The organism is Candidatus Caldatribacterium sp. (assembly GCA_014359405.1).
Taxonomy (GTDB): Bacteria; Atribacterota; Atribacteria; order Atribacterales; family Caldatribacteriaceae; genus Caldatribacterium; species Caldatribacterium oleiphilum.
In genome coordinates, this window is the sequence record JACIZN010000149.1 from 1 (window position 1) to 4,001 (window position 4,001).

Consider the following 4,001-nt stretch of genomic DNA (forward strand, 5'->3'; position numbering starts at 1 on the left):
CGAGGGGAGATCATGCAGGAAGCCTCTCCCCTTGGAGAGGGGACTATGGTTGCGGTTCTTGGACTCCCCCTTTCAGAGGTAGAATCTATGGTTGTGTCTTTGCAGAGAGAGGGACGGGTGGAGATAGCTAACATCAACTCTTCGGACCAGGTTGTCCTTTCCCTTGAGCGTTCCCTTCTTTCCCGGGTGTTCGAGGAGGTCAAGGAACGAGGGGGGAAGAAGGCTGTAGAGCTTCGAGTGAGTGCGCCATTCCATTCGAGTTTCATGGAGAAAGCTCGAGAATCCTTTGCCCGGGTTCTTGATGGCATTACAATTCGCAAGCCCCGTTACCCCTATGTGAGTAACGTGACCGCCTCTTTCGTGTCCGACCCGGAGGAAATCCGTTCCCTTCTCTTGCAACAGCTTACGGCAACGGTCCGCTGGAAGGATATCATGGATGCCCTTGTTCGAGAGGGTGTGGAGAGAGCTCTTGAGGTCGGACCTGGAACCGTTCTGACAAAGCTTTTCGAACGTGAGTATCCTCAAGTTCTTGTTCTTCCGACCTTTTCTCCACAGCATTTGGCAACAGCTCTTCGTGAGGTAGGTGAGGGTCGTTGAGTTTTGCGGGAAAGGTTGCCCTGGTTACCGGGGCGCGGCGCGGTATAGGTTTTGCTATTGCCCGTACTCTTGGAATAGGTGGAGCAAAAGTGGCCATAAACGATGTAACCTCCCCGGAAGAGATGGAGGAAGCGATTGCAGCGTTGCGGAAAGAAGGTATCGAAGCCCAAGGGTACATTGTGGACGTGACCGTGCGCGAGAAAATACGGGAAATGGTTGAGGATATTGTCGCTCGATGGGGTCACATTGATATCCTTGTGAATAATGCGGGAATCACGCGGGATGCTCTCTTTGTCCGGATGAAAGATGAGGACTGGAAAGCGGTGCTTGATGTTTGCCTCCAGGGAACGTACAATTGTACCAAGGAAGTGCTCCGATACATGCTGAAACAGCGGTACGGGCGTATTATCAACATTTCCTCGGTTGTGGGTGTTACGGGGAACGCAGGTCAAACGAATTACGCCACTGCGAAGGCAGCCCTTCTGGGATTTACGAAATCCCTTGCTCGGGAAGTAGCCCCCTTGGGTATCACGGTGAATGCCATCGCCCCTGGATTCATTGACACGGAAATGACGCGCAAACTCCCCGAGGATGTTCGAGAGATGTGGCTGAGGCAGGTGCCGATGAGGAGGTGGGGTGAACCGGAGGAAGTAGCGCAGCTTGTGGCTTTCCTGGCTTCGCAGGCTGCAGGGTACATTACGGGTCAGACTATTCATATTAATGGTGGACTCTTCATGGCTTAACAAACCTTTTCTCTGGGAGGTGTAGGGTTATGGACGTTTTCTCCAAAGTGAAGGAAATCATTGTTGACCAGCTTGGAGTCGACGAAGAGGATGTAACCCCTGATGCTTCCTTCATCGACGATCTTGGAGCCGACTCCCTTGATATCGTTGAGCTCATCATGGCTTTTGAGGAAGAATTTGACATTGAAATTCCCGACGAAGACGCCGAAAAAATCACGACCGTAGGAGAGGCGGTTGAGTACATCGAATCGAAATTGAGCTAAGGTTTCTCAATGTCTGCACCAGAGAGAGACCTCTCGGAGTTAGAGAAAAGAATTCGGTACTCTTTCCGAGATCCAGAAATTCTTCGAACAGCTCTCCGGCATAAATCAGCCCTGGAGGGCAAGGCCGGGGCCTGTAATGACAGGCTCGAGTGGTTAGGAGATGCTGTTGTGGGTCTTTTCATTGCTGACTACCTCTTCCAGAATTACGACCGGCCCCGGAGCTGGCTCTCCCTCATGAAAGCGAAATGGGCAAGCGAGGAATGTCTTGCCCATCTTGCTCGGAAAATTGGTCTTGAAAAGTTCATTGAACTCGGACGAGGGGAGGAACGCAACGGTGGTCGAGAAAAGGATTCCATTCTCTCGAGTGCTTTTGAAGCAGTGGTCGGAGCAATCTTCGTCGATTCCTCATCGTACGAGCGAACTCGAGAGGTTCTCTCGAGTATTTTCTGCGGTGATGGCGGCATTGAGTTTGCCCTTCTTTCGGTTAACTACAAAGGCCTTTTGCAGCGCTGGTGTCTCCAGTACTGTGCCTGTCTTCCTGAGTATGAGCTTGTCGAAACAGGGAACGACTCCTGGTACCAGGCGGTCGTGAAAATCCAGGGGCGGGTGGTGGCGAAGGGCGAGGGGAGGAGCAAAAAAAGGGCTGAACAAGAAGCGGCACGCCGGGCTTGGGAACGAATTGTAGGAGAGGAAAGGCATCACTGGGGTAATCAGGATAATCAATGTACCTGAAAACGGTTACAATTCATGGCTTCAAGTCCTTTGCACACCCGGTAAGCGTTGAATTCAGCCCGGGTCTCAATGTCGTTGTGGGCCCCAATGGCTCTGGCAAGAGCAATCTCATCGATGCCCTCCGGTGGATTCTGGGTGAGCGAAAAGGAGGGCATCAAGTGTTCTTCCATGGTTCTGCAAAGTATCGCCCGCTTGGAATGGCCTCCGTTGAGCTTACGTTTGAGGGAGATGGTGTTCCCCCTTTCCGGGTGGAGAAGCGAGCTTTTGCCTCTGGGGAGACCGAGTATTTTTTTCAGGGTTCTAAGATACGCCTTGGAGAACTTCGCAGAGAACTCGCAGAGCTTGGCTTATCCCTTCACCGCCTTGAGGTGGGCTTTGTCACAAATCACGATCTCCACGCTCTTTCGGATTTGAGCCCCCTTGAGTGCCTCCATTGGCTTGAGGAAGCAAGCGGTATTCTTGAAATGCGCACACGTCTTGCCCGTCTCTCCCGTACGCTCCAGAGTGTGGTGGAGAAGCGGGAACGCTTTCGGGAACGCCTTCGGGAGATTGCCTTCCAGCGAGCCCGTGTAGCGGAGTGGGCGGAGAAGGAAGAGGAGTACCTGAGAAGAGAAAAGAGGTGGCAGGGTGCTCGAAAAGCCTACCTTACGAAGCTTCTTGAAAACCTCAGGGGTAACCTAACAAGCCTTTGCGAAGAGGAATCCTTCTGCGATCAGGAACTCCATCGCCTCTCTGTCGAACAGTCCCTTCTCAATCTCGACGCGGAAGAACGCCAACTTCTTGCCCTTCAGAATACCCTCCGTTCCCTTCGTCGCGAGGTGGAAGAAGGGAAGCGGAGTATTGCAGAGAAAGAGAGAGAGCTGTACCAGCTTCTCACCGAGATGCGGGGGAGGAAAGAAAGGTATGCAACCCTTGAGAACCGGGGGAAAGAGCTTCTTGAAGAAATACGCCGCCTCGAAAAAGAAAGAGAATTCCTTGTCCCCTTGCCTGATACTCTTGCACGTCTTGCAAAAACGGAACAGGTGATTTCCCGTTTCATTGACGAGAGAGAGGAAGAACTTAGGTTTTTCAAGGCAAGGGAACAGAGGGCTCGGGAAGAATCCATTCGCCTGGAGACGATGTTGAGGAGCGTGGAGAACGAGTACAAGCGTTTCTCAAGGGAGCAAGAGGAACTTGTACAGGAAGTCGAAAGCCTTAAAGGGCGCCTTGCCGCACTGGTGGCGAAGGCGCAAGAGTACGAGAGTAGAAGGAGAGACCTTGAGCAAAGGAAGGAAGATGCTTCGCGGCGCCTTGCACGAATACGGGAATTACTCCTCAAGGTTCGCGCAAAGCGTAGGGAAGTGGAAGTTCAAGATATGCCGGATAGAGTTTTGGAAGAAGTGCGTTCTGGTCTTGCCTCAATGGGATGGCCGAATCGAGCGGTACACGGGTTGCTTGGTCTCCTGAAGACCGTGCAGGTCTTTAAGGGAGAACATATTCCTCAAGAGAGCGGGAAATGGGTAGTTCCCTACGTCTTTCTTCCGCCCTTTTCCCAGGGGTGGGCTACGAAAAGAAGGGAAGAAATCTTCTCGTACCTCCAGGGAGGAAGGGATCCAGACTGGAATCTTGTTGCCCTTGATGGGAGCGTAATCCTCCTCAAGGGTGGTTTTTTCTTCTTCCCCCGGCG

At 52.4% G+C, this 4,001-nt stretch carries 5 protein-coding genes; all 5 read left to right on the top strand.

From position 1 onward, the window contains the following. Positions 1–597, top strand: a 597-nt coding sequence (locus tag H5U36_09490) for an ACP S-malonyltransferase (protein ID MBC7218342.1), incomplete at its 5' end; no start/stop codon positions are given. Continuing rightward, positions 594–1,340, top strand: a complete 747-nt coding sequence (gene fabG / locus H5U36_09495; protein ID MBC7218343.1) for a 3-oxoacyl-[acyl-carrier-protein] reductase — start codon at positions 594–596, stop codon at positions 1,338–1,340. The genes H5U36_09490 and fabG, both read left to right, overlap by 4 nt. A 29-nt stretch (positions 1,341–1,369) precedes the next feature. Beyond that, the gene (locus H5U36_09500) at positions 1,370–1,603 is read left to right on the top strand and encodes an acyl carrier protein (GenBank protein ID MBC7218344.1); all 234 of its coding nucleotides are present in this window, start codon (positions 1,370–1,372) and stop codon (positions 1,601–1,603) included. A 9-nt stretch (positions 1,604–1,612) separates the two neighbouring features. Next, positions 1,613–2,335 (top strand): ribonuclease III, encoded by a 723-nt coding sequence (gene rnc, locus H5U36_09505; protein MBC7218345.1) that lies wholly within the window; start codon positions 1,613–1,615, stop codon positions 2,333–2,335. Continuing rightward, positions 2,326–4,001 (top strand): AAA family ATPase (locus H5U36_09510; protein ID MBC7218346.1); only part of this gene is annotated, 1,676 nt, incomplete at its 3' end. The genes rnc and H5U36_09510, both read left to right, overlap by 10 nt.

Coding starts and splice junctions, on each gene's coding strand:
- H5U36_09500 (MBC7218344.1), top strand. CDS start 1,370: ATGGACGTTTTCTCCAAAGTGAAGGAAATCATTGTTGACCAGCTTGGA.
- rnc (MBC7218345.1), top strand. CDS start 1,613: ATGTCTGCACCAGAGAGAGACCTCTCGGAGTTAGAGAAAAGAATTCGG.